Source organism: Bradyrhizobium sp. AUGA SZCCT0105, assembly GCF_018129565.1.
In the GTDB taxonomy this organism is placed as follows: domain Bacteria; phylum Pseudomonadota; class Alphaproteobacteria; order Rhizobiales; family Xanthobacteraceae; genus Bradyrhizobium.
Map to the genome: position 1 here is coordinate 1 of NZ_JAFCMK010000020.1, position 24,635 is coordinate 24,635.

General features: G+C 64.4%; 23 protein-coding genes. 16 read left to right on the plus strand and 7 right to left on the minus strand.

What is annotated here, in order from left to right; genetic code table 11:
• A partial coding sequence (locus tag JQ573_RS39305) for a HAMP domain-containing protein (RefSeq protein ID WP_409364741.1) occupies positions 1 to 2,373 on the minus strand: 2,373 nt, incomplete at its 3' end.
• Between the two features lie 283 nt (positions 2,374 to 2,656).
• Between JQ573_RS39305 and JQ573_RS39310 the strand changes: the two genes are divergently transcribed.
• Complete coding sequence (locus JQ573_RS39310) at positions 2,657 to 4,612, plus strand: PAS domain-containing sensor histidine kinase (protein WP_212314451.1); 1,956 nt, start codon at positions 2,657 to 2,659, stop codon at positions 4,610 to 4,612.
• A gap of 364 nt (positions 4,613 to 4,976) precedes the next feature.
• On the opposite strand, the gene JQ573_RS39315 is transcribed toward JQ573_RS39310, so the two are convergent.
• Positions 4,977 to 5,297 (minus strand): hypothetical protein, encoded by a 321-nt coding sequence (locus JQ573_RS39315; RefSeq protein ID WP_212314449.1) that lies wholly within the window; start codon positions 5,295 to 5,297, stop codon positions 4,977 to 4,979.
• 61 nt (positions 5,298 to 5,358) lie between these two features.
• Here JQ573_RS39315 and JQ573_RS39320 point away from each other — a divergent pair, with 61 nt between their 5' ends.
• Together JQ573_RS39320 and JQ573_RS39325 are read left to right on the plus strand one after the other, a co-directional pair.
• Entirely contained in the window at positions 5,359 to 5,559 is a 201-nt protein-coding gene (locus JQ573_RS39320; RefSeq protein WP_229166414.1) for a DUF3072 domain-containing protein, read from the plus strand.
• Positions 5,560 to 5,652: 93 nt separating this feature from the next.
• Positions 5,653 to 5,907 carry a hypothetical protein gene (locus tag JQ573_RS39325; protein WP_176531323.1) on the plus strand — a complete coding sequence of 85 codons (255 nt, stop codon included), beginning with the start codon at positions 5,653 to 5,655 and terminating at the stop codon, positions 5,905 to 5,907.
• A gap of 160 nt (positions 5,908 to 6,067) precedes the next feature.
• On the opposite strand, the gene JQ573_RS39330 is transcribed toward JQ573_RS39325, so the two are convergent.
• Positions 6,068 to 6,325: a hypothetical protein gene (locus tag JQ573_RS39330; protein ID WP_176531322.1), complete on the minus strand. Its 258-nt coding sequence runs from the start codon at positions 6,323 to 6,325 to the stop codon at positions 6,068 to 6,070.
• 112 nt (positions 6,326 to 6,437) lie between these two features.
• On the opposite strand from JQ573_RS39330, the gene JQ573_RS39335 reads away from it, so the two are divergent.
• On the plus strand, positions 6,438 to 8,507 hold the full coding sequence (locus tag JQ573_RS39335; protein WP_212314447.1) for an ATP-dependent helicase: 2,070 nt from the start codon (positions 6,438 to 6,440) through the stop codon (positions 8,505 to 8,507).
• A 142-nt stretch (positions 8,508 to 8,649) separates the two neighbouring features.
• Here JQ573_RS39335 and JQ573_RS39340 read toward each other — a convergent pair whose 3' ends face one another.
• Positions 8,650 to 9,381 (minus strand): adenylate/guanylate cyclase domain-containing protein, encoded by a 732-nt coding sequence (locus tag JQ573_RS39340; protein WP_212314446.1) that lies wholly within the window; start codon positions 9,379 to 9,381, stop codon positions 8,650 to 8,652.
• A gap of 82 nt (positions 9,382 to 9,463) precedes the next feature.
• Complete coding sequence (locus JQ573_RS39345; protein WP_212314445.1) at positions 9,464 to 9,715, minus strand: PilZ domain-containing protein; 252 nt, start codon at positions 9,713 to 9,715, stop codon at positions 9,464 to 9,466.
• A 267-nt stretch (positions 9,716 to 9,982) separates the two neighbouring features.
• Here JQ573_RS39345 and JQ573_RS39350 point away from each other — a divergent pair, with 267 nt between their 5' ends.
• From JQ573_RS39350 to JQ573_RS39360, 3 genes are read left to right on the plus strand one after another with little or no spacing between them, the layout of a single operon-like run.
• Positions 9,983 to 11,389 carry an MFS transporter gene (locus tag JQ573_RS39350; protein WP_212314444.1) on the plus strand — a complete coding sequence of 469 codons (1,407 nt, stop codon included), beginning with the start codon at positions 9,983 to 9,985 and terminating at the stop codon, positions 11,387 to 11,389.
• Positions 11,390 to 11,400: 11 nt separating this feature from the next.
• Positions 11,401 to 12,588 (plus strand): acyl-CoA dehydrogenase family protein, encoded by a 1,188-nt coding sequence (locus tag JQ573_RS39355; protein WP_212314442.1) that lies wholly within the window; start codon positions 11,401 to 11,403, stop codon positions 12,586 to 12,588.
• A gap of 24 nt (positions 12,589 to 12,612) precedes the next feature.
• Positions 12,613 to 13,014, plus strand: coding sequence for a VOC family protein (locus tag JQ573_RS39360; protein WP_212314440.1), 402 nt, complete (start codon positions 12,613 to 12,615; stop codon positions 13,012 to 13,014).
• Between the two features lie 262 nt (positions 13,015 to 13,276).
• On the opposite strand, the gene JQ573_RS39365 is transcribed toward JQ573_RS39360, so the two are convergent.
• A complete protein-coding gene (locus JQ573_RS39365; RefSeq protein WP_409334702.1) occupies positions 13,277 to 14,014 on the minus strand; it encodes a Spy/CpxP family protein refolding chaperone in 738 nt (245 codons plus the stop codon).
• A gap of 452 nt (positions 14,015 to 14,466) precedes the next feature.
• Here JQ573_RS39365 and JQ573_RS39370 point away from each other — a divergent pair, with 452 nt between their 5' ends.
• The 7 genes from JQ573_RS39370 to JQ573_RS39400 all read left to right on the plus strand — a co-directional run bounded on the left by JQ573_RS39370 (position 14,467) and on the right by JQ573_RS39400 (position 22,169).
• Positions 14,467 to 15,807: an ABC transporter substrate-binding protein gene (locus tag JQ573_RS39370; RefSeq protein ID WP_212314438.1), complete on the plus strand. Its 1,341-nt coding sequence runs from the start codon at positions 14,467 to 14,469 to the stop codon at positions 15,805 to 15,807.
• A 116-nt stretch (positions 15,808 to 15,923) separates the two neighbouring features.
• Positions 15,924 to 16,862 (plus strand): carbohydrate ABC transporter permease, encoded by a 939-nt coding sequence (locus JQ573_RS39375; protein ID WP_212314436.1) that lies wholly within the window; start codon positions 15,924 to 15,926, stop codon positions 16,860 to 16,862.
• Complete coding sequence (locus JQ573_RS39380; RefSeq protein WP_212314434.1) at positions 16,862 to 17,773, plus strand: carbohydrate ABC transporter permease; 912 nt, start codon at positions 16,862 to 16,864, stop codon at positions 17,771 to 17,773. The genes JQ573_RS39375 and JQ573_RS39380 overlap by 1 nt, the downstream gene beginning before the upstream one ends.
• A gap of 31 nt (positions 17,774 to 17,804) precedes the next feature.
• Positions 17,805 to 18,905, plus strand: a complete 1,101-nt coding sequence (locus JQ573_RS39385) for an ABC transporter ATP-binding protein (protein ID WP_212314432.1) — start codon at positions 17,805 to 17,807, stop codon at positions 18,903 to 18,905.
• Positions 18,906 to 18,934: 29 nt separating this feature from the next.
• Entirely contained in the window at positions 18,935 to 19,924 is a 990-nt protein-coding gene (locus JQ573_RS39390; RefSeq protein WP_212314430.1) for a hydroxyacid dehydrogenase, read from the plus strand.
• Positions 19,925 to 19,993: 69 nt separating this feature from the next.
• On the plus strand, positions 19,994 to 21,418 hold the full coding sequence (locus tag JQ573_RS39395) for an amidase (protein ID WP_212314428.1): 1,425 nt from the start codon (positions 19,994 to 19,996) through the stop codon (positions 21,416 to 21,418).
• A gap of 91 nt (positions 21,419 to 21,509) precedes the next feature.
• Positions 21,510 to 22,169, plus strand: coding sequence for a hypothetical protein (locus JQ573_RS39400; RefSeq protein ID WP_212314426.1), 660 nt, complete (start codon positions 21,510 to 21,512; stop codon positions 22,167 to 22,169).
• Here JQ573_RS39400 and JQ573_RS39405 read toward each other — a convergent pair.
• A complete protein-coding gene (locus tag JQ573_RS39405; protein ID WP_212314424.1) occupies positions 22,166 to 22,684 on the minus strand; it encodes a DUF1993 family protein in 519 nt (172 codons plus the stop codon). The two genes, JQ573_RS39400 and JQ573_RS39405, sit on opposite strands and share 4 nt — an antisense overlap.
• 86 nt (positions 22,685 to 22,770) lie before the next feature.
• On the opposite strand from JQ573_RS39405, the gene JQ573_RS39410 reads away from it, so the two are divergent.
• Together JQ573_RS39410 and JQ573_RS39415 are read left to right on the plus strand one after the other, a co-directional pair.
• A complete protein-coding gene (locus JQ573_RS39410) occupies positions 22,771 to 23,544 on the plus strand; it encodes a transporter substrate-binding domain-containing protein (RefSeq protein ID WP_409334701.1) in 774 nt (257 codons plus the stop codon).
• A gap of 188 nt (positions 23,545 to 23,732) precedes the next feature.
• Positions 23,733 to 24,518 carry a DUF2147 domain-containing protein gene (locus JQ573_RS39415; protein ID WP_212314422.1) on the plus strand — a complete coding sequence of 262 codons (786 nt, stop codon included), beginning with the start codon at positions 23,733 to 23,735 and terminating at the stop codon, positions 24,516 to 24,518.
• The last annotated feature ends 117 nt before the right edge of the window (positions 24,519 to 24,635 follow it).

Genomic DNA, 24,635 nt, shown 5'->3' on the forward strand with positions numbered 1-24,635 from the left:
CACGTCGACCGTGATCTTGCGCGACAGGTCGCCGCGCGCCACGGCGGTCGTCACTTCGGCGATGTTGCGGACCTGCGCCGTGAGGTTGCCGGCCATCGAGTTGACGCTGTCGGTCAGATCCTTCCAGGTGCCGGCGACGCCGGGCACGTTAGCCTGGCCGCCGAGGCTGCCGTCGGTGCCGACCTCGCGCGCCACGCGCGTCACCTCGCCCGCGAAGCGGTTGAGCTGGTCGACCATCGTGTTCAGCGTTTCCTTCAGCTGAAGGATCTCGCCGCGCACGTCGACCGTGATCTTGCGCGACAGGTCACCGCCGGCGATCGCGGTCGCGACCTCGGCGATGTTACGAACCTGCGCCGTGAGGTTGCCGGCCATCGAGTTGACGCTGTCGGTCAAATCCTTCCAGGTGCCGGCGACGCCGGGCACCTCGGCCTGGCCGCCGAGCTTGCCGTCGGTGCCGACCTCGCGCGCAACGCGCGTCACCTCGCCAGCGAAGGCGTTGAGCTGGTCGACCATCGTGTTGAGCGTTTCCTTCAGCTGAAGGATTTCGCCCGACACGTTCACGGTGATCTTCTTCGACAGGTCGCCCTTCGCCACCGCGGTCGCGACCTCGGCGATGTTGCGGACCTGTGCCGTCAGGTTCGAGGCCATCGAGTTGACGCTGTCGGTCAAATCCTTCCAGGTGCCGGCGACGCCGCGCACCTCGGCCTGGCCGCCGAGCTTGCCTTCGGTGCCGACCTCGCGCGCCACGCGCGTCACCTCGCCGGCGAAGGCGTTGAGCTGGTCCACCATCGTGTTGATGGTGTCCTTCAGCTCGAGGATTTCACCGCGCACGTCGACCGTGATCTTCTTCGACAGGTCACCATTGGCGACCGCGGTGGTGACCCCTGCGATATTGCGGACCTGCGCGGTCAGGTTCGACGCCATGAAGTTGACGTTGTCGGTCAGATCCTTCCAGGTGCCGGCGACGCCGAGCACGTTGGCCTGGCCGCCGAGCTTGCCTTCGGTGCCGACCTCGCGCGCCACCCGCGTCACTTCCGACGCAAACGCGTTGAGCTGGTCGACCATCGTGTTGAGCGTTTCCTTCAGCTGAAGGATCTCGCCCGATACGTTCACCGTGATCTTCTTCGACAGGTCGCCACCGGCGATCGCGGTCGCGACGTCGGCGATGTTGCGGACCTGGGCGGTCAGGTTCGACGCCATGAAGTTGACGTTGTCGGTCAAATCCTTCCAGGTGCCGGCGACGCCGGGCACCTGGGCCTGGCCGCCGAGCTTGCCTTCGGTACCGACTTCGCGCGCCACGCGCGTCACTTCCGAGGCAAACGAATTGAGCTGGTCCACCATCGTGTTGATGGTGTCCTTCAGCTCGAGAATCTCGCCGCTGACATCGACCGTGATCTTGCGTGACAGGTCACCGCGCGCCACGGCCGTGGTCACGTTGGCGATGTTGCGGACCTGAGCGGTCAGGTTGCCGCACATCGCGTTCACCGAGTCGGTAAGGTCCTTCCAGGTGCCGGCGACGCCGGGCACGATCGCCTGGCCGCCGAGCTTGCCGTCGGTGCCGACCTCGCGCGCCACGCGCGTCACTTCGGAAGCGAATGACCGCAGCTGATCGACCATCGTGTTGATGGCTTCCTTCAGCTGCAGGATCTCGCCGCGGACGTCGACCGTGATCTTCTTGGACAAGTCGCCGTTGGCGACCGCGATCGTCACCTCTGCGATGTTGCGGACCTGGCCGGTCAGGTTGTTGGCCATCGAGTTGACGCTCTCGGTCAGGTCCTTCCAGACGCCGGTCACCTCCGGCACCTGGGCCTGGCCGCCGAGCTTGCCCTCGGTGCCGACTTCGCGGGCCACGCGCGTGACCTCCGAGGTGAACACAGAGAGCTGCTTGATCATCGTGTTGACGATGTTCGCCGACTGCAGGAATTCGCCGCGCAGCGGCCTGCCCTCGACGTCGAGTTGCACGGTCTGCAGCAGGTCGCCCTGCGCCACCGCGGCAACCGCGCGGGTGACTTCGCGGGTCGGCCAAAGCAAATCGTCGATCAGGGTGTTGACCGAGCTTTCCATGTCGGCCCAAGCGCCGCTGGCAAGGCCGAAATTGACGCGCTGGCGGGTCTGTCCCTCACGGCCGACGACCTGTCCGACGCGCGCCAATTGCTGCGCCATGCGCTCGTTGGCGGCTGCGATTTCGTTGAAGGCGTCGGCGATCTTGCCATCGATACCGAGATAGTCGCCACGCATCCGAACCGAGAAGTCGCCGCCGCGCATCGCCTGCAGCGATTGCAGCAGATCGTGTGAGGAATCGAGGCTTCCGTTCGATGATTGGGCGCGGCGTGTATCAGCACGGGGACGAGGCGGCGAACCGAGATCGGTCATGTAATTTCCCCTACGCGCTGGCCACGAATCCAGGGACTCGGAGAAGCCAGTGTGACCATAAGAATGACTGCCCTTGATCTATTCAAGCGGGAAAACGCCAAAACCGCGATTTGTGACGCAAACCGAGGGGCTTAATCGTCGATGGAACCAAAAGTTCCCATGCGCATTGGAACTTTTTGCGCAGTAGCGTAAGCCGTTCATATTGCTTGGGCCCGATCGGCGCATTTGATCGCATTGGAACATTGGCCTCCCCGGAACGTTCCCGGCGTTGGCAGGATTGGTGATGGTTAAAAAGTCAGACGAGCTCAAGCGGGGCATTCTCGAAAGCGAACGCAGCTTCCGCCTGTTGGCCGGAGGGGCGATTGACTATGCGATTTGCACGCTCGCCCCCGATGGACGGGTGATCAACTGGAATAAGGGCGCCGAGCGCATCACCGGCTATCCGGCCAAGACGATCCTCGGCAAGCACTTCTCGGTCTTCTACCCTGAGGAGGATCGTGCATCGGGCCTTCCCGCGATGGCGTTGCGGATGGCGCGGAAGGAAAAGCACGCCGTGGCCGAGGGCTGGTACATCCGCAAGGATGGCTCGCAATTCTACGCCTCTGTCGTCATCGATCCGATCTACGAGAAGCGCAAGCTGATCGGCTATGCGATGGTCACCCGCGACGTGACCGAGCGCCAACAGGCGCGCGCGGATCTCGACGCCAGCGAAAGCCAGTTCCGCCTACTAGTGAGCAACGTCACCGACTACGCGCTGTACATGCTGACGCCGGCCGGCATCGTCGCCAACTGGAACGCCGGCGGCGAGCGCATCAAGGGCTATTCGCCAAGCGAAATCATCGGCCAGAGCTTCGCGCGGTTCTACACGCCGGCCGACCAAGCCGCGGGCAAGCCGGCCCGCGCGCTCAAGATCGCGGAAGAGACCGGGCACTACGAGGAGGATGGCTGGCGAGTCCGCAAGGACGGCTCGTTCTTCTGGGCCAGCGTCGTGATCGATCCGATCCGCGACAGCGACGGCAGTCTGGTCGGCTTTGCCAAGATCACGCGGGACATTTCCGAGCGGCGTGAGGCGCAGCAGAAGCTCGAACTGGTGCAGCGACAGCTCGCGGAATCGCAGAAGATGGATGCGCTGGGCCAATTGACCGGCGGCGTTGCGCACGACTTCAACAACCTGCTGATGATCATTTCGGGAAACCTGCACCGGATCAAGCGCGAGGTGACGAGCGAGCGCGGCCAGCTTGCCCTGAGCGCGATCGAAACCGCATCCGACCGCGCCGCATCCCTGACCAGCCAGCTGCTCACCTTCGCGCGCCGCCAGAGCGTCAACCCGCAGACCATCGATGTCGCCGACAGGATCACCGCGGTGCGCGAGGTGCTGAGCAGCGCGCTCGGCAGCGCGATCAAGCTGAACTTGGAGATCCAGCCGGATCTCTGGCCGATCTTCGTCGACTCGAACGAATTCGAGACCGCGCTGATCAACCTTGTCGTCAATGGGCGGGACGCGATGGCTAGTGGCGGCACGCTGACGGTCTCGGCCCGAAACGTACCCGCAACCACCGAGGTGGCCGTCAGCGTAGCCGATACCGGCGAAGGCATCCCCCAGGATGTGCTGAGCAAGGTCTTCGACCCGTTCTTCACCACCAAGCCGGTCGGCAAAGGGACCGGCCTCGGACTGTCCCAGGTCCACGGCTTCGCCCACCAGGCGGACGGCCGGATCGAGATTGCAAGCATGCTTGGCAAGGGCACCACGGTCAGCATCTACCTCCCGCGCGGGACCGAGGCCGCAACGGGTACGACCGCGGGCGACAGCGTGCGCGGCTCCGCAACGGTCCTGCTGATCGAGGACAATCCGGCGGTCGCCGATGCGAGCACGGGCCTGCTCGAACAGCTCGGCTACACCGTGCGCTGGGCTTCGAACGCAGAGGCTGCCTTATCGGAAATCGAGACCAACGGGGTCGACGTGGTGTTCAGCGACATCGTGATGCCCGGCAAGATGGATGGGCTGAAGCTGGCGCGCACGATCCGCGACAGGAGGCCCGAGCTGCCGATCCTGCTGACGACGGGTTACAGCGAGAGTGCGCGCAACGTGCGGTCCGACTTTCCGGTTCTGCGCAAGCCGTACCGCATTCAAGACCTCAGCCGCGAACTCTCGAAGCTGACGGGGCAACGCTCCGTAAGCGTGTCGGACGATCTCCCGGCAAATGAAGATCTGCCCAGGAAGGCGAGAGCGCGGTCATAATCTTCAAATCGAGGGCTAACGGTCCGCTGGCCAGGTTCGCCGCACCAATTGCACCCGTTCGATGCGGCTGCATTGTTCGCAGCGATATTGAAGGATGTCCCTGCCCTCGCTGCCCGGAGAGCTGCTCTCAAGCCGCATCGTCCTGATGCAGCTGATGCAGGAGATCAGCGTCAGCAACGGGCTGCGATCGTCATTCATCGATGCCCGCGGTGGCGCGGTCGGATCGGCGATCATGGCGCTGGGCGATGCTATGGTGTTTGCTCTCACCACAAGAAAATGCCCACCCGCGGCTAGGGTTCCCGCCTCGAAACCAGATTCGGACTCGCGCCGGTGTGTGACGCGCCCTCCCGCTCGGGAGGACCGGTCAAACCCTGGCGTTGCTCTGGCCCGGCCTGAGCTTGCCTTTGTCCGATTTGTCGGGTGCCGGCTTGCCGGTCGCGACGGCACGATCCGCAAAGCTTCGGCTCAGCCGCTCCCGCACCGTGGGGAGGCGCTCGCCGCCGCCGGCGGCCTTCCACCGGCCGATGAGCTCGGTCACTTCGGCGCGCATTGCCATCAGCCGGTATGACGCTTCGCTGCAATCCAGATCGCGGTTGACCTGATCCCGGATCGACGCCTCGACCAAGGTCATCTCAGCCCGCAAAGTGCTGATCTTGCGACGAATTTCATTGATCTTGTTGTCCATGGCTTGTTAGAACAAAAATAGAACATATTGTCAAGTCACGATCCGGCAAGTGAGGTGAGCGATGAGCATGGCAGCGGTAAGATTTGGCGGGGTTGCGGAGCGGCTGGGCGGGCTGATGTCGCGTGCCCAAGCGCTACGGTTGCGGACCTTGGCCGAGGAGGCCTATCAGCCGAACCAGTACGCACGCGACCTGACATCGGAGGAAGCCGAACGGCGCATCGATGCCCTCCGGGCGGAGATCGCACTGGCGGATTCCTTCTGAACTGCCCAACCCGGACACTCCCTTAAGGCTTTGATATAGCGGCGCAGCTAGGTCTGTTCTGCTATTGCTGTTTGCCTTTTGGGGGAGCCTTTCGTGCTAGAGCTGGAGAAGCGGTCGCCGCTTGCGTTCCCGATCACGCTGAAAGACGGGCGAACGCTCGCGACCGTTGGCGACGCGGCGGACTACCTGTCAGCGCTGAACATTGATCAGCGCGAGCGCGGGTACTGGAAGACGGCGATCATGATGTTTAACAACGCGATGCGCGAGCCCAGCTATCTGAGGATCGCAACAATGAACCTGCGCTCTGCCCTTGTGTATGACCGCCTCGTCGACGACGTCGGCCACTGATTGTGGTGTTGCAGCTACAGCCGAATCGGCGCGCCTTTCGTAAGGCCCGTTCGTTATGGCCGCAAACAAGGTAACGGCGGTACACGCGACGGCCGGGTGCGCAATGCGCTTCGGCCGCACTCTCGGGCCGCCGCGGAGGGCCAAGGCGGCCCATTTCTTTTCAGAGCAATTTGGCGCGGACGAACAGCATCCGCAGCGCGGAGGTTGCCTGCACCGTCAGCATGGCGTTACCGGCCGCGCGCTCCAGCGCGACCAGCGCGTCGTCATGCAGCGAGCGGAACTCCATCCATTCGACGGCGCTGAGATTGCTGATGAAGCGGTAGGCCTGACCGACGGTCGCGAGCGTCACCGTCTCGCCGTTCAGCCGCACTCTGAATGTCGCCTTCAGCGGCGTGTCGGATTTGGAAACATCAGCCATGGCGCGGTTGTGCTCCGCGGCGCGTTAATGTCAATCTAATTTCTCTGCTCCCATGGAGGTGCGCCGGCTCCACGGAATCGCAATGTCTGTTAGCGTTTCGTGGGGGTGATTCGTGCCTGATCTTGCCAACACAGCCTATCTCGATGCGCTCAATTCCGAGCAGCGCCGCGCCGTCGAGCACGGGGTCGGCAAGGATGGCATCGTCGGCGCCCCGTTGCTGGTGATCGCGGGCGCGGGCTCCGGCAAGACCAATACACTCGCCCATCGCGTCGCACATCTGATCGTCGCGGGCGCCGATCCGCGCCGCATCCTGTTGATGACCTTTTCGCGACGCGCAGCCGCCGAGATGGCCGGCCGCGTCGAACGCATCGCGCGGCGCGTGCTCGGCGATCGCGCCTCGATCATGACCGATGCGCTGAATTGGGCCGGCACGTTCCACGGCATCGGCGCACGACTGCTCCGGGAATTCGCCGAACGCATCGCGCTCGACCCGGCCTTCACGATCCATGACCGTGAGGACTCCGCCGACCTGATGAACCTGGTCCGCCACGATCTCGGTTTCTCCCGCACCGAAAGCCGGTTTCCCACCAAAGGCACATGCCTTGCAATCTATTCACGCTGCGTCAACGCGGAGATGCCGATCGAGGCCGTGCTGGGCCAGTTCTTCCCGTGGTGCTCCGGCTGGGCCAGCGAGTTGAAGCAATTGTTCGCGGCCTATGTCGAAGCCAAGCAGCGGCAGAACGTGCTCGATTACGACGACCTGCTGCTCTACTGGGCGCAGATGGTGACCGATGCGGCCCTGGCCGAGGAGATCGGCGGCCGCTTCGACCATGTGATGGTCGACGAATATCAGGACACCAACCGCCTGCAGTCCTCTATCCTGCTCGCGCTCAAACCGGCGGGACGCGGGCTCACCGTCGTCGGCGACGACGCACAGTCGATCTACTCGTTCCGCGCCGCCACCGTGCGCAACATCCTCGACTTCCCGAGCCAGTTCAGCCCGGCCGCCGAGATCGTCACGCTCGACCGCAACTATCGCTCGACGCAGCCGATCCTGGCGGCCGCCAATGGCGTGATCTCGCTCGCCAAGGAACGCTTCACCAAGAACCTGTGGACCGACCGGACCTCGACCCGCAAGCCGCTGCTCGTCACGATCCGCGACGAAGCCGATCAAGCCCGTTACATCGTCGAGCAGGTGCTGGCCAACCGTGAGGAAGGCGCGCTGTTGAAGCATCAGGCGGTGTTGTTCCGCACCTCCTCGCACAGCGGTCCGCTGGAGGTCGAGCTGACCCGCCGCAACATTCCCTTCGTGAAATTCGGCGGCCTCAAATTCCTCGACGCCGCGCACGTGAAGGACATGCTGGCGCTGCTGCGCTTCACCGCCAATCCGCGCGACCGGGTCGCCGGCTTTCGCATCCTGCATCTGTTGCCCGGTGTCGGGCCGGCTTCGGCGCAGCGCGTGCTCGACCGCATGGCAGAAGCCCCCGATCCGATCGCGGCGCTCGTGGCGCTGCCTGCGCCGCCACGCGCCGGCGCCGACTGGCGGCTGTTCGTCGAGGCGATCGAGAACCTCCGCTACTCGGAATGGCCGGTCGACATCGAACGCGCGCGCCTCTGGTACGAGCCGCATCTCGATCGGATCCACGAGGACAGCGAGGTCCGCCGCGCCGACCTCATTCAGCTCGAGCAGATCGCTGCCGGCTATCCGTCGCGCGAACGCTTCCTCACCGAACTCACGCTCGATCCGCCCGACGCGACCAGCGACCAGGCCGGTGTGCCGCTGCTCGATGAGGATTATTTGATCCTGTCGACCATTCACTCCGCCAAGGGGCAGGAATGGAAATCCGTCTACGTGCTCAACGTCGTCGACGGCTGCATGCCCTCCGATCTCGGCGCCGGCACTTCAGCCGAGCTCGAGGAGGAGCGCCGCCTGCTCTATGTCGCCATGACCCGCGCCAAGGACGATCTGCATCTGCTGCTGCCGCAGCGCTTTTTCGTCCATGGCCAGGCCGCAAAGGGTGACCGCCACATGTACGCCTCGCGTACCCGCTTCATCCCGGAACGGCTGCTGCCAATGTTCGAGCGGACTACATGGCCGCGCGCCGCGGCCGCGCAGGCCTCCTCCGCCAGCCGGGCGCCGCCGATCGATATCGGCGCCCGGATGCGCGGCATGTGGCGCTGACCCGGTTCAAAAGGATTTCACGTGGGCGGGAACGAAGCCGCCGGTCCGGCGTTGAGGCGACGTTCGTAATCGGCAAACGACCATCCCGACGGCTTCGGCGCGCTATGGCACGCTGGAGCCGTTTTTTTTGCGACGCGTCAATTCAGGCAGAAAACAGCGTCACCGGCTGGTCGAAGCCCTTCAGCGTATAATCGGAACCGGCCGAGGTGATCATGTCGCGGGTTCGGTCGCGCACGGCCGTCGTGACCAGGATCTCGCCGGATTTTGCCATCGCCTGGGCGCGTGCCGCGCGATTGACGACCGTGCCGACCGCGGTCAGGTCGCGATGGGTCTGGCCGAACTCTCCGAAATTGGTGTCACCGCTGTCCATCCCGATCCCGATGCCGAGCTCGATGTCGCCGGCGCCGATCGCCCGCACCAGGGCATCGTGCCTATCCTGGAAACGGCGCTGGATCTCGCGCGCCGCCAGCAGGGCCTGCACGGCATGATCCTCCCGCCGCACCGGAAAATTGAAGATCGCGAACACGGCATCGCCGATCGTCTTGTTGAGAATGCCGTCATAGCGCCAGATCGCGGCGGCGCAGTCGTCGTAGAACGCATCGAGCAGCGATGTCAGCCCGGCCGGCGCGATGGTCTGCGTCAGCGTGGTGTAGCCGCGCAAATCGGCGAACAGGAGGGTGGCGTCGATGGTCACGGCGCGCGCCTTCATGATCTTCGAGAAGGCCATCTCGCAGATCGTGCAGGTGTTCGGATTCATACGGCTCGGCCGGACACCGAACAGGCGGAATGGCGCCGACAAGGGACCGCGCAACGGGATCGGCATATGCAGGTTTTGCCAGCAGCCGAGGCAGATTGTTGCGGGTTCCGGAGTCATCGGCGCCTCACCTGCTGTTCCAGCAACCAGACCCGCCCCACCTGGCACGGTCGGTCACGGCGTTCCCTGGAGATTGTCGCACTCAGGCGGCCGTCACGAAACTCACTCCAATCCGCGTCTTCTTGCTCCAGATCACCTGGCAGTCATAGACGACCGAGGCGTCCCGGGCCATCACCAAGCGGAATCTGTGCGGGACGAAGGCTGGATTCTCGACCTCGATGGCCGCCCCTTCCGGCGACATGTTCACGATCGTGCAATGCATGACCGAGCCGCCCGACGAGACATAGCCGGGTTCATTGACCTCGGTTCGCGGATGCTTGCGCTTTTCGTCCACCCGGCCTGCCCCCTAAACTTTCTTCACGCAAACGTGGGCGATCGGCATTGCAGGAGTCAACGGGTCCCGCGGCCCGCATCAGGCTTTCGCACCACGATTTGTGCGCAGCAGTAGGCCAAATCGCTTATCGCGCCCGTGCAGATGAGCCCCGCGTCGGTGCGGGCTTGCCGTTCGCGACAGCGCGAGGATAGCCTCACCGTATGGGCGATGCGCTGGCGCGACGCACGCTCCCAACAACAACGAACAGGCGCCATGGGGAGACGCGCCATGTTCGAGATTCTCGATCGCCGGACGACTCTGACCGGCAACCAGATCAAGATCCTCGCGGCGGCCATCATCGGCGATGCGCTGGAATTCTTCGACTACTTCCTGATCGGCTTTGTGCTCGCGTTCCTGATCGGGCCGTGGAAACTCACCTTTGGCCAATCGGCCACCGTGCTGATGAGTTCCGGCATCGGCGCCATCCTCGGCGCCTATCTGTGGGGCTGGCTCGCCGACCAGGTCGGGCGCCGCATCGTCTTCGTCGGCACCGTCCTGAACTTCTCGATCGCGACCGGCCTGCTCTATTTCACGCCCGACAATGGCTGGGTCTATCTGGCGATCCTGCGCTTCTTCGTCGGCACCGGCGTCGGCGGACTTTACTGTGTCGACCTGCCGCTGGTGCAGGAGTTCATGCCCTCGCATAAGCGCGGCTGGGTCGGCGGGCTCGTGACCTGCGTGATCCCGCTCGGCGTCGGCCTCGGCGCGGTTCTGGGCGCGATCATGGGCACCGATCAGTGGCGGCTGCTGTTTGCGATCGGCGTGCTGCCCGCTGTCCTGGTGCTGCTGGTCCGGCTCTGGGTTCCGGAGTCGCCGCGCTGGCTGTGCCGGCAGGGACGCTATGACGAAGCCCGCAAGTCGCTGGCCTGGGCGCTGCAGGTGCCACCATCGGAGCTGCCGTTACCGAGCGCGGCCGACGCCGGCCCAATCGTCAAGACAAGCTGGTTCGATCTGTTCAAATATCCGCGCAGCCTGATCGTCTCCTGGCTCGGCAATGCCGGCGCGCAGACCGGCGTCTACGGCATCACGCTGTGGGCGCCCGCGCTGTTCGTGCTGCTCCTGAAGGTTTCGCCGCAGGAGGCCGCCAAAATGATGATCCTGCTCAGCATCACCGGCTTCCTCGGACGCATCTCGTTCTCCTACTTCTCGGAACTGCTGGGACGGCGCATCGCCGGCGGCCTGCTCGGCTTCGGCGCCGGCGCGCTGACCATCATTGCCGGCTATCACTACGACGCGACGCTGTTCGGCATCTCGGCGTTCTGGCTGCTGCTCGGCGCCGCGTTCTTCTTCGCCGACGGCGGCTTTGCGATCGTCGGCCCCTATGCCGCGGAGGTCTGGCCGTCGCATCTGCGCACCACGGGCATGGGATCGGCCTATGGCTTCGGCGGCATCGGCAAGATCATCGGACCAGTCGGGCTTGCCCTGATCGTCGGCTCGAACAACTATCTCAAGCCGGATGTGCCGCTGACCCAGATCCCGACCGCCTTCGTCTATCTCGGCTGCTGGTTCCTGATGGCCGGCGCCGTCTATTTGTTCTTCGGGCTCGAGACCCGGGGCAAGTCGATCGAACAGATCGACAAGGAGCTCAACGCGACGGCCGACGTCGCGGCCTCCGCAACCATCCGGCGCGCCTGAGGGAGGTGAACATGAACGCACCTTCTGCCGATCTTGCCGGCGATCGCGACGTGATCGCCCGCGCCGAGGCGGTCAGGGACGCGGTTGCAGCCGCCTCCGACGAGATCGAGACGACCCGCCGCCTGCCGCTCGATCTGCTCGACCGGCTGCATGAGGCGCGGCTGTTCCGCCTGCTGTTGCCGCGCTCGACGGAGGGGGTCGAGACCGATCCCGTCACCTTCTTCCATGTCATCGAAACCATCGCCAAGGCCGATGCCTCGACGGCGTGGTGCCTGAGCCAGGCCGGCGGCTGTGCGATGTCGGCGGCCTATCTCGACCTGCCGGTCGCGCAGGAGGTGTTTGCCGATCCGCGCGCTGTGCTGGCCTGGGGACCCGGCCCGAAGGTCAAGGCGGTCGAGTGCGAAGGCGGCTACCGCGTCACCGGGGTCTGGTCGTTTGCATCAGGCGGACGGCACGCCACCTGGCTCGGCGCCCACTGCCCGGTCTATGCCGCCGACGGCTCGCCGCGCCGCGACGCCAATGGCGAGCAGGTCGAGCGCACCATGCTGGTGCGGACCGAAGACGTCGAATGGACCGACATCTGGAGCACGGTCGGGCTGCGCGGCACCGCCAGCGACCAGTTCGCGCTCAACGACGTCTTCGTCCGCGCGGACCATTCGATCACCCGCGAGTTCGATCGCGAATGCCGCGAGAATGGTCCGCTGTACCGGATGAGTAACCACACCTGTTATCAGGTCGGCTTCGCCGGGGTTGCCTGCGGCATCGCCCGTACCGCGCTGGACGATTTCATCGACGTCGCCCGCAACAAGGTGCCGCGCGGCATGAAGAAGACGCTGCGCGACAATGCCGTGGTGCAATCCGGCCTCGCGCAGGCCGAGGTCAATCTGCGCGCCGCCCGCGCCTTCCTGCTGCAGTCGATGGCGGATATCTGGCATGACCTGGTTGCCGGGCACAGCATTACGGTCGCGCAGCGCATGACGATCCGGATGGCGGCAACGCATGCCATCCACAAGGCACGGGAAGCCGTCGACTTCGCCTACAACACGGCCGGCGCCACCGCGATCTTCGACGGCCATCCGCTGGAGCGGCGCTTCCGCGACATCCACACCGTGACCCAGCAACTGCAGGGCCGCTTCAGCCATTTCGAGACCGTCGGCGCCTGGATGCTGGGCGTCGATGCCGACCTCAGCTTCGTTTAACCCGATTTCTCAGGGAGAAGAACCATGCCACTGGGTGGACTACAGCATTTCACGATCGAACCGCAGGACCTGGAGAAGACCAAGGCGTTCTATTGCGATGTGCTCGGGCTCGAGAATGGCGATCGTCCGCCGCTCGATTTCCCCGGCTACTGGCTCTATTCCGGCGGCCAGGCCACTGTCCATTTAATGGGCACTCGCAAACCGCGCGACGGCATCGTGGTGCGCGGCACCGAGAAGAAATATGAAGACACCGGGCGGCTCGATCATATTGCCTTCGCCGCCACCGACGTCGATGCCGTGCGCAAGCGCCTGCAGGCGAAGAACGTCAGCTTCCGTGAGCAGATCGTGCCGCGCACCGGCGACACCCAGATCTTCCTCTACGATCCCGACGGCGTCGGCGTGGAGCTGAACTTCCCGAAGAGCTGAACCGGTCTTCGCCGGATTATTCCGTTGCTCAACAATTGGCCGGCGCATGTGCCGGCCAAACTTTCATCTCAGCAAAGTGGTTCCCGACAAGGCCCTGACTCGGCCATCACTCGGGCGTGATCCGGTCCGTTTTTCTTCAACATTGAATGACGAATTAACCGGGCCGCGCCGCTGCGGCAGAATAGCCGGGTGCTGCGCCTTTAACCTACCCCAGGGCTTGGTGGCCCGGCTATTCGTCCCCACTTCGCCGTCGGAAATGGCGCTAATCGAGCCCGCGCTCGTGGCTGAGCCGGACCATTTCGTTGATGAAGATTTGTTTCTGCTTGTCGTCGAGGCTCGCATAGAGCGGCTCGGCGGCGTCGGCGACGCCGCGCTGATCGACGGCGCGGTCATTGAGGAACTGGGCCTCGTTGCGCATCTGCTCGATGATGTCATCAGGCGGATCGCGCTGCGCCCGTGCAATGCGCAGGTTGAGGCGGTCGGCGCCATTGTGACCGAGATAGTGCATCGCACTGTTGAAGCCGGCCCAATTCTTCTCCTGCTCCGGCGTCAGGTTGAGCTCCTTCTTGATCCGGTCGATGTTGGCGTCGCTGTTGGCGACGATCTGTTCGGCCGTGAGCTGCGGCGCCCCGGCCTGGGTCAGCACGGTCGGCGCTTGCTTCGCGCCCTTGTCCTTGGCGGCGGCCTTGGCCGATTTGGCGGCCTTGGCGCCCTGCTTGTCGCTGGACGCCGGAGGCTGGGCGTTCTTTCCGTTTCCGGCATTGGTACCGGTCAAGACCCCGGTCACGCCGGTTACCACCCCGACGACGCCGCCGATTGCTCCGCCGAGAACTCCGCCAACCGGTCCGGCGGCCTTGTTGCCTTCGCGCGCGCCGTTTTCGACGCCCTGCACGATCTGCGCATCGACCATATGAGGCACTGCAAGCAGCGTGACGGCGGCGGCCCCAACCGCGGCGCACAATCTCCACTGCGCTCGCAGCTTCGCTACCGGGATGAGCATGATCGGGTCTCCGTGATCGATGGTGGCTTGGACTGACGCGGCGGGCAGGTTCGACGAATCCGGAGTTTATCGTTTCCGGCTTCGGCAAGTCCATCGGTCGCGCCGGGCATCAACATGACGGAACATGGCTCGGTCAGGTGTGGCCGGAAACCTGCGGCTCAACCGCGCACCGTCCGCGAGCATCGCTGTGCCAACCTCCGCGTGCGTCGCAGCATGATCACCGCAAGCACGGCAAACCACGGGGCAACTGTAGTGATGCTGATGACACTGCCTGCGATTTGACCACAACGTTAGTACTACTTGGCATAGGCATCTCGTTTCTCGACAGCAGCCGGCAATTCTGTTCTGATCAGTGTGAATGAAATCCCGCGACGTCGCGCGAACGCGACGCACAAAAACAACAGCGGGATTCAAAAAGTCTTTTGTCCGTCGGCTACCAGGGAGGGAATGCCATGTCACGGAAGAAGCTTTCGCGCCGAGAATTCGTTGCAGCGACAGCGCTGTCATCGGCGGCGCTCATTACAGCCCCCTACGTACGTGGCGCCTACGCAGCCGGAAAGCTCTCGATGGGCTTCTGGGATCACTGGGTGCCGGGTGCGAACAGTGCCTCCACCGAGCTCGTCAATGAATGGGCCGCCAAGGAAAAGGTCGAGGTCCAGCTCGACTACATCACCAGCCAGGGCAACAAGAACATCGTGACCATCGCCGCCGAAGCGCAGGCGAAATCCGGTCACGATATCTTCCAGATGCCGACCTGGTGGCCACAGGCCAATGCCGAGCTGCTCGAGCCGGTCAATGACATCATGGACCCGCTCCTCAAGCTGAACGGCGACGTCAACGGCACGGTGAAATATCTCGGCCAGGCCGACGGCAAATGGCTCGGTGTTCCCGCCAGCGTCGGCAGCCAGATCAAGGGCCCCTGCTCGCGCATCGACCTGATGAAGAAATACGCCAATATCGACGTCCAGGAGATGTATCCGGCCGGAAGCCCGCCGAAGGCGGACAACTGGACGCTCGATACGTTCCTCAAGGCGGCCGAAGCCTGCCACAAGGCCGGGTTCCCGTTCGGCATCGGTCTCGGCGAAACCAGCGACAGTGTCGACACCGCGGGCGCGATCTTCCACTCGTTCGGAGCGCAACTGGTCGACGCCAAGGGCAACCTGACCGTCAAGACCGATGCGGTGCGCCAGTCGCTCGAGTACTACAAGAAGCTGCTCGCCTTCCTGCCGCCCGATGTCTCCGCATGGGACGATGCCTCCAACAACAAGTGGCTGGTCGCCGGCAAGGGCGCGATGATCATGAACCCGCCGAGCGCATGGGCGGTCGCCAAGCGCGATGCCCCGCAAGTCGCGGAGCAATGCTGGACCCACGGCTTCCCGGCCGGACCCAAGGGACGCTTCGCGCCCTACCTGCCGTTCTTCTGGTCGATCTGGTCGTTCTCCAAGAACAAGGAGGCCGCCAAGAGCCTGCTGTCTCACCTGTCGCAACCGGCATCGATCGAGAAGATGGTGGTCGCGAGCGGCGGCTACGACCTGCCGGCCTACGAAAAGCTCACGACGTTGAAGGTCTGGGAAGAGGTAGGGCCGCCCAAGGGCACGCTCTTCCACTACCCGAACCCCTTCAAGCACCAGACGCTGTCGATGGCGGCCTCGCCTGCCCCGCCCAAGGTCGCGCAGCAGATCTACTTCCAGGCCACCCTGACCAAGATGTGCCTGCGCTACTTCCAGGGTGAAGGCATGGAGAAGACCCTCGCCTGGGCCGAGGGCGAGTGCGAAGGCTTCATGCGAAGCTGACGACGAGCGAGCTTTCGCGCGACCGTCCGTAGTGCCGGCCGCGCGGGGTCTCGTCTTCACATCCCGGCCGCCGAACCGGCGAGCCGTGCAACCAACCCGCGCGAGGGACCTGCGTTATGGTTGACGTCGCATTCCAATCCAACCGTACAGCCGCAGCCCCGGCAGGGCGACGGCGCACCGGTCTGCGCAACGCGCTGCGGCGCAAGTCGATGTCCGCGTTCCTGATGGCGCTGCCGTTGATCCTCCTGATCGGCGTGCTGGTGATCTATCCGGCCATCTACTCGCTGCATCTGGCGACGCTGAACAAGGCGATGACCAAGTTCGTCGGCCTGGGCAATTTCGAGTTCCTGTTCAAGCGCGAGACCTTCTGGCTGGTGGTCAAGCAATCCTGCATTTTCGCGATCTCGGCGGTGGTGTTCAAAGCGCTGATCGGCTTCATCGTCGCGCATTTCGTGCACAACGTGCCGGCTAACAAGCAGCGCAAATGGCGCGGCATGCTGCTGGTGCCATGGGTGATCCCGCCGGCCATGAGCACGCTGGCCTGGCTGTGGCTGTTCGATCCGTCCTACAGCGCCTTCAATTACACGCTTGCGTACTTCGGCATCGGGCCGATCCCGTGGACCGGCGACGCCATGTGGGCGCGTTTCTCGGTGATCCTGGTCAACGTCTGGTACGGCGCGCCGTTTTTCATGATCATGTATCTGGCGGCGTTGAAATCGGTACCCGAGCAGCTCTATGAGGCGGCCGCGATCGACGGCGCCAATTGGTGGCAGCGCATCTGGTACGTGACCCTGCCGATGATGCGCAACATCATCGCGATCACCACGCTGTTCTCGCTGATCGTGACCTTCGCCAATTTCGACATCGTGCGTATCCTGACCGCGGGCGGCCCCCTCGACCACACCCACATCTTCGCGACATGGGCGTTCCGCGTCGGCATCGAGGGCAGCGACATTCCCCTCGGCGCCAGCGTCTCGCTGTTCATGGTGCCGATCCTCGCGGTCGCGGCGATCTTCATCCTGCGCGACATCAACAAACGCGGGAATGAATCCTGATGAGCACGGTGACGATCGACAAGTCCGGACCAACCCGCAAGATCAAATACGGCAGCATGAGCCGCGACCGGACCTGGGCGCTGCGCTGGTCCTATTTCTTCCTGACGCTGTTTGCGATCTTCTCGCTGGTGCCACCGCTCTACATGCTGATCACCTCGCTGAAGGGCAGCGCGGAGATCTCGGCAGCGACCAATCCGTGGTGGGTGTACCACCCGACACTCGAGAACTACATTCAGCTCCTGACCTCGAACCAGTTCCTGCGCTTCTTCTGGAATTCGGCCTGGGTCTCGATCATCGTGGTCACCATCACGATGCTGATCAGCGTGCCCGCGGCCTTTGCGCTGGCGCGGATGAAGTTCTGGGGTTCGGCGACGCTCGCGACCGGTGTATTCCTGACCTATCTCATTCCGGACAGCCTGCTGTTCATCCCGCTGTTCAAGATGTTCGCCGTGATCGGCGACTGGACCGGCGTTCAGCTCATCAATCGCTGGTACGTGCTGCTGTTCATCTATCCGACGCTCACCGTGCCGTTCTGCACCTGGATCATGATCGGCTATTTCGCCTCGATCCCGAAGGAGCTCGACGAGGCCGCGATCATCGACGGCGCGAGCTGGTTCCAGACGCTGACCCGGATCTTCATCCCTGTCGCGCTGCCCGGCCTGATCGCGGCGACGATCTTTGCCTTCACCGTCTCCTGGGCCCAGTTCCTCTATCCCCTGGTGTTCACCACCTCGACCGACCAGCTCGTGCTGCCGGTCGGCATCATCACGACCCTGATCAAGGGCGATGTCTTCAACTGGGGACAGATCATGACCGGCGCCCTGCTCGGCGCCGCGCCGCCGCTGATCATCTACGCCTTCCTGATGGACTACTACATTGCCGGCCTGACCGCCGGTGCGACAAAGGGCTGAACGCGACAAAGGTAGGATAAGGGTAGGATTCATGGCCGACGTCAGTTTGCGCAAGGTGGTGAAGCGTTACGACGAGGTCGAGGCGGTGCGCGGCATCGACCTCGATATCGCCGACCATGAGTTCGTGGTGCTGGTCGGGCCGAGCGGCTGCGGCAAGTCGACCACGCTGCGGATGATCGCCGGCCTCGAGGACATCTCGGACGGCGATATCATGATCGGCGGCGATGTCGTCAACGATGTGCCGCCGAAGGACCGCGACATCGCGATGGTGTTCCAGAACTACGCGCTGTATCCGCACATGACGGTCGCCGAGAACATGTCATTCGGGCTGCGGCTGAAGCACTACCCCAAGGCCGAGATCAAGAGCCGGGTCACGGAAGCCGCCAGGATGCTCGACATCACCGACCTGATCGACCGCAAGCCGAAGCAGCTCTCCGGCGGCCAGCGCCAGCGCGTCGCGATGGGACGCGCGATCGTGCGCAACCCGAAGGTGTTCCTGTTCGACGAGCCGCTGTCCAACCTCGACGCCAAGCTGCGCGTGCAGATGCGGATCGAGATCAAGAAGGTGCACCAGAAGGTCCGCACCACGACCGTCTACGTCACCCACGACCAGGTCGAGGCGATGACGCTGGCCGACCGCGTGGTGGTGATGAACCACGGCAGGATCGAGCAGATCGGCACGCCCAACGAACTCTATCACAAGCCGGCGACCCGGTTCGTCGCAAGCTTCATCGGCTCGCCCGCGATGAATTTCGTGCCGTGCCGGCTCGAGGACGTCGGCGGCAAGCTCAACGTGCGGCTGACCGACCGCCTCTCCTTCCCGCTGCCGCCGGCGCGCGCCGCCCGCTACCAGGGCCTCTCCCGCACCGACAAGCTGCTGCTGGGTCTGCGGCCTGAGCACGTCATGGAGGCGCGGCCGCATGCCGAGCCCGGTATCGAGCCGTTCGACGCAGTGCTCGACGTCACCGAGCCGATGGGCATGGAGACGCTGGTCTACTTCACGCTCGAGGGCTCCCAGCTCTGCGGCCGGGTCAATCCCAATGCCGGCGCGCAGGATGGCAGCCCGCTCCGATTGGCTGTGGACCTCAACAATATGCATTTGCTAAACGAGGTGACCGGCGCCGTGCTTTGACGGCGCACAGGAAACCTCAAGGGCAGGAAATGGCTACCAACAAGAAGAAGATTTTCATCACCCAGACTTTGTCGCCGGGGGCACGGGCCCTCCTCAATGAACGGGATGATGTAGAACTCGTCGAATTTCCCAACCTGATCTCGGCCAAGGACTTCCAGGCGATGCTGGAGCAGCATGCGCCGGTCCATGGCGTGGCGCTCGGCGCGACCCGCTTCGGCGAGGCGGAGCTGGAGGCCTCCAAGGGCATGCTGGTGGTGACCCGGATCGGCGTCGGTTATGACGCGGTCGACGTGCCGGCATTGTCGCGCCGCAAGGTGCCGCTGATGGTCGCAGGCACCGCGAACTCACCGTCGGTCGCCGAGCAGGCCTTGTTCATGATGCTGACGCTGGCCAAGCGCGCGAACGAGATGCACGCGATGGTCAAGGACGGCACCTGGGCGAGCCGCCTCGGCGTGCTGCCGTTCGACCTGTACGGCAAGACGGTCCTGATCGTCGGCTTCGGCCGCATCGGCACCCGCACCGCCAAGCGCTGCCTCGCGATGGAAATGAACGTGCTGGTGTACGATCCCTACAAGGCGGCCGGCGAGATCACCGCGGCCGGCTGTGAGGCGGTGCCGAGCCTCGAAGCGGCGCTGCCGCGGGCGGATTTCGTCACGATCCATTGCCCGAAGTCGCCCGAGACCGTTGGCCTGTTCAACGCCACGCGGATCAGGTTGATGAAGCCGACCGCCTATCTCATCAACACCGCGCGCGGCGGCATCGTGGACGAGAAGGCGCTGCACGACGCGCTGGTGTCGGGCAAGCTCGCCGGCGCCGGCCTCGACGTGTTCGAGGTCGAGCCGCCGCCGGTCGGCCAGCCCCTGCACGCTTTGCCAAATGTGATCATGGCACCGCACGTCGCAGGCGTGACCGTCGAGGCTGTCGATCGCATGAGCGAGCAGACCGCGCGAAATATCCTGAGCGTGCTGGACGGCAATCCGCTGCGCCAGAACGTGATCAATCAGGACGTCCTCGGCTGAGCTTTCAGCCTTTCTCGCTGGCGCCGCGGCCGATCCCGCGAGGTCGGCCCGGCGATGCGGAGCATGCACATGGCTTTCAAGGAATTCGGCAACTACGATGCGGTCGGTCTCGCCGAGCTCGTCCGCAAGAAGGACGTCACGCCAAAGGAACTGCTCGACGAGGCGATTGCGCGCACCGCGGCCATCGATCCGAAGATCAACGCGGTCGTCGTCAAGCACTACGACTACGCCGAGCGCCAGATCGCCAAGGGGTTGCCTGATGGCCCCTTCACCGGCGTGCCATTCCTGCTCAAGGATCTCGATCTGCTCGAGGGCACCCGCACCACGTCGGGCGCCAGCCTGCTGAAGGACTTCGTCGCCGATCACAACGGTACGCTGACCCAGCGCTTCCTCGATGCCGGACTTGCGATCTTCGGCAAGAGTGCGAGCCCGGAGTTCGGCCTGATGCCGACGACGGAATCGCGCCTGTTCGGCCCGACCCGCAATCCCTGGAATCTCGACCATTCCTCCGGCGGCTCGTCCGGCGGCGCGGGGGCTGCGGTCGCTGCGCGCATCCTGCCCGTGGCGCATGCCAGCGACGGCGGCGGCTCGATCCGGATCCCCGCCTCTGCCTCCGGCGTGTTCGGCATGAAGCCGACGCGCGCCCGCAACCCCTGCGGTCCCGATCGCGGCGAAGGCTGGGGCGGCTTCTCCGTCGGCCATGTGCTGAGCATCAGCGTCCGCGACAGCGCGGTCATGATGGATGCGATCCATGGCCCGGAGCCGTCGAGCCTCTATGTCGCGCCGCCGCCGGAGCGGCCGTTTTCGCAGGAGGTCGGCCGCGACCCCGGCCATCTGCGCATCAGCTTCATCGACAAGTCGCCCTATGGCGATGCGATCGATCGCGAAATTGCCGCGGCGGTCCGCGACATCGCCAAGCTGCTCGCGGGCCTCGGCCATCATGTCGAGGAGCGCGCGCCGCCGCTTGCCGCCGATCCCGCCGCGGTCATGACAACAATCGTCGGCGGCAACACGGCGCTGACCATCCGCCTGCTCGAACAGCGCGTCGGGCGCACGCTGACCTCGGACGATGTCGAGCGGCTGACGCTCGCCAGCGGCCAGAACTCGGTCAAGATGACCCCCGCCGACTACGTCGCCGCGCAGCTTGCGGCGTTCCAAATCTCGCGCGGGCTTGCGACCTTTTTCGAGGGCTGCGACATCTTCCTCAGCCCGACGCTGTGCGCACCGCCGCTACGCATTGGCGAGCTGAACACGATGTCCGAGGACCTGACCCACATCGCGCCGGTGCTGCGCCGCTACATGCCTGGCACCTCGATGTTCAACATGTCCGGGCAGCCGGCGATGTCGGTGCCGCTGGCCTGGAACAAGGCCGGTCTGCCGCTCGGCATGATGTTCGCGGCCAAGCTTGGCGAGGAAGGGCTGCTTTTCCGCCTGGCCGGCCAGCTCGAACAGGCTCGTCCCTGGAAGGACCGGCGTCCGCCGGTTTGCGCCTAGCTCAATCGGACGCGACAAAGGGCAGTCCAATCAGGTAGATAGGAAGGGCGTCGGCACGATTCCGCCGGCGTCATGCCTGGGAGACCGAACCGTGAGTGACCCGACCGACAATGCGCTCGCCGCAATCGCGAGCATTCTCGATCAGACGACGACGCCTCCCGAGAAGTCCAAGCCGTCTGACACCAAGTCGTCCGACAAAGCGGCGGACAACGCACCTGAGCCTGCCGAGGAGCCGCCGGTCTCGATAGCGATGCCACCGCCCCTGCCAACATCCATCGAGGTCGTTACCGTCGAGGCCGTGTCCATCAAGACGGAGTCGATGGACACCGCGACTGCCGAGCCGACGACGGTTGAGCCTGCGTCGATCGAGGAGTCCGAGCTCCTGGTCGAACAGTCTGAGCCGAGTGAGACCGAGCCAAGCGAACCCGAGCCGAGCGTGCCGGAGCCAGAGCCGATCCCGCCGCCTCAGCCGATCGAGGCCAATGGCTATTCCAAGTCCGGACCAGGCCCGATGGCCGCGCTGCGGTTTCGCTGGACGGTGCGCGAGGACGGCGCCCAATACTATGTCGACGAGACCGTCGGCGAAGGATCGACCCCGCTGGTCAACGGCCCGATGGACAGGGACGCCGCGATCAAATTCGTCGACGATCGCGAGGCCGAAGCGCGGCGGCGCTTCGAGCATTTCAAGCACGAGATCGTCAGCCGCACGGCGGCCGCCCTTCAGGCAAGCAAGGACCGCCACGAGGCCTAGCTTGACCTCGGTGGTCCCAGAAAGTCCTTCTTCGCGAGATCGACGCCGGCATGGCGCAGGATGTCGTACGCCGTCGCGACATGGAAGAAGAACTGTGGGACGCTGAAGGTCAGGATCAGGGACTTGCCGGTGAAGGTTCTGGTCGCGCCGCTCCGGAACGTGAATACGACGTCCCTGTCGCAGGCGGCGTCGATCACCTCCCGCGGCAGGCCCTGTGCAAAATCAATCGTGGCCGCGATCTGGGCCTTCAGCCCGGCGATGCCGGGCGCCGTCTCGGCGAAGACCGGCGGCGCGCACCCCGCAAGCAGCGCGCAGCTCAGGACGACATGCCGGTTCGCCTCCCCGACCTGCTGGCGAAGGCTGTACATGTTCGGGGAAAGCCGCATCTCGAGCAGGACGGCCGGATCGATCTTGCGCGCCCCGGCGTGGGCTTCGGCATGATCCAGCAGCGCGGAAAGATTGCGCAGATACGGCACATAGACGCCGACGGATGCTTCATGGAGCGAGATGGTCACTGTTGCGCCCGCTGTGCTGGCCTGATCGTCCCATCTGGTCTAAATGCTCCGCAACGACATGTCATCGGAATTGACGGAGAAGTCTGATGTTTCGCGCGCTGGCCGGCCTCGCTCTCGCTTTGCTCATTTCTGCCGCGCAAGCGCAGCCGGCGCCGTCCCGGCTCGATGAGATCGTCAAGCGCGGCACGCTGCGCGTCGGCATGACCGGCGACTATCTGCCCTTCACCGCGCTCGACAAGGAGACGAAGGCGTTTCGCGGCTTCGACGTCGACATGGCGCAATCGCTCGGCAAGGCGCTCGGCGTCAAGGTCGAGTTCGTGCCGACATCGTGGCCGCAGATGATGAAGGATTTCGAGGCCGACAATTTCGACATCGCGATGGGCGGTGTCTCCATCACCTTCGACCGGCAGAAGAAGGGCCTGTTCTCGACACCGATCATGCGCGAAGGCAAGACGCCGATCGCACGCTGCGCCGACAAGGGCAAGTTTGAGACGATCGCCGAGATCGACAAGCCCGGCACCCGTGTCATCGTCAATCCCGGCGGCACCAACGAGCGCTTCGCGCGCGCCAACGTGAAGGCCGCCGACATTCGTGTCTTCAACGACAACACCAAAATCTTCGACGAGATCGCCAAGGGTGATGCCGACCTGATGATGACCGACGCGTCCGAGACGCGCTACCAGCAGAAGCTGCATCCCGGCGTGCTCTGCGCCGTGCATCCCGACAAGCCGTTCGACTTCGCGGAAAAGGCCTACTGGATGCAGCGCGACGTCGCGTTGAAGGCGTTCGTCGACCAGTGGCTCCACATCGCGCGCGAAGACGGCAGCTACGCGAAGGTCTATGCCGCGTGGTTCGAATAGCCTGCGTCAAGTTTTTGCTGCTCGCGTGCCGCAAATTGATGCGCACGGCCTGAAACCAGATCGCAATCCGGTGATTTGAACCTGGGGCGCGAGGACACGACTCATGTTCTGACCGTGATTTGGGGCACGTTCAGCGAGGCGGCCACCAAATAGCCTCGCGAACGGGATTCCCTGCACTGGAGGTCGAGATGAGAAAGCTTCTGGCGATCGCCACGCTCGTGCTGGCCAGCACGGCGACAGCGCAGGCGCAATATACGTTCGATTACGGCGGCCGCACCATTCGGATCGATCCCGATCGCGGAACGGTTTCGATCCCCGGCGTCTATGACAATACCGGCCGCAGCACCAAGCGCGCCAAGCACAAGGACGCCGAGCAGAAGCGCGAGACGGCGCCGAAGGACGCCAAAACGGATTCTCCGTCCATGGCCGCCACGCCGCCCGCGGCCGCTGCATCACCCTCTCCGGCCGCAGTCGATCAGGCCACGGCGCCAGCGTCCCCAGCTGCAACGACAGAGCCCGCAAACACGAGCGTTGGGCCAGCTCCGGCTACGGCAGCGACCACACCGCCGCCACCGCCAATTGTGCAGCAAAGCGCGACGCCGGCGGCAAAGCCGGCCCCGACGGTCGGCGCCGTATCGCCTGCACCCAAGCCGGCAGCGAACCCCGTGCAACAAGCCAACTCGCCGCTCGGCGTCTGGTTGACCGAAGAGAAGGAGGGCAAGGTCCGTATCGAGCAATGCGGCGCCAATCTCTGCGGTTACTCGGTAGACAAGACATCGAACGCCAACGGCGAGCAGGTTCTGATCAACATGAAGCCGGGCAAGGACAAATGGAGCGGCCGCATCTTCGATCCGAACAGCGGCAGCACCTACGATTCCACCATCGCGCTGAAGAGCCCCGACACGCTACGTGTCCAGGGCTGCGCGTTCGGCGGCATGTTCTGCGGCGGCCAGACCTGGACGCGGGTGAATTGACGCGGACCATGTAGCCCGGATGGAGCAAAGCGAAATCCGGGATTTTCACCGCGGGAGAGACCGCCCCCGGATTGCGCTTCGCTCCATCCGGGCTACGGCAAACGAGCAACAAAAAAG